Source organism: Agrobacterium salinitolerans (genome assembly GCF_002008225.1).
In the GTDB taxonomy this organism is placed as follows: domain Bacteria; phylum Pseudomonadota; class Alphaproteobacteria; order Rhizobiales; family Rhizobiaceae; genus Agrobacterium; species Agrobacterium salinitolerans.
Genome location: NZ_MRDH01000033.1, coordinates 1 through 517, shown reverse-complemented (window position 1 = coordinate 517; position 517 = coordinate 1). Strand labels below are relative to the sequence as shown.

Here is a 517-nt window from a genome sequence, read left to right as displayed (position 1 = left end):
CTGACCTTCGTTTCCTTCACCTCCGGCTCGCGCTGTTTCTCCCTCAACGGCTTCTGCCCATGGGATATGCGCTCCGCCTCGATCGCTCGATCCAGATCGGCCCAATAATCGGCCCGCGACTTCTGGAGCATGGCCAGATCGTATTTGCCCTTGTTGGCATTGGCCTTCAGATGGGTCGAATCCGTATAGAGCACGGTCCCATCCACCAGACCATGCCGGATCGCCTGCTCCACAATGGCATCGAAGATATCCTGGGCAACCTCCGTCCCGTTGAAGCGACGGCGGCGGTTCTGCGACAGCGTCGAGGCATCGAAGACAGGATCGGTCAGCTTCAGGCGCAGAAACCAGCGATAGGCGACGTTCACCTCGATCTCGCGCATCAACTGCCGCTCCGAGCGAACACCGAACAGGTAGCCGATGAACAGCGCCTTGAACATGCGTGTGGGATCGAGCGGCGGACGGCCGTTGTCGGCACAGTAAAGACCGGCAACACGATCATGGATAAATGAGAAGTCGA

At 59.0% G+C, this 517-nt stretch carries 1 pseudogene; it reads right to left on the bottom strand.

Annotation, left to right across the window (positions count from 1 at the left end):
- Positions 1-517: pseudogene (locus BS627_RS24885) on the bottom strand (transposase); the annotation flags it as partial.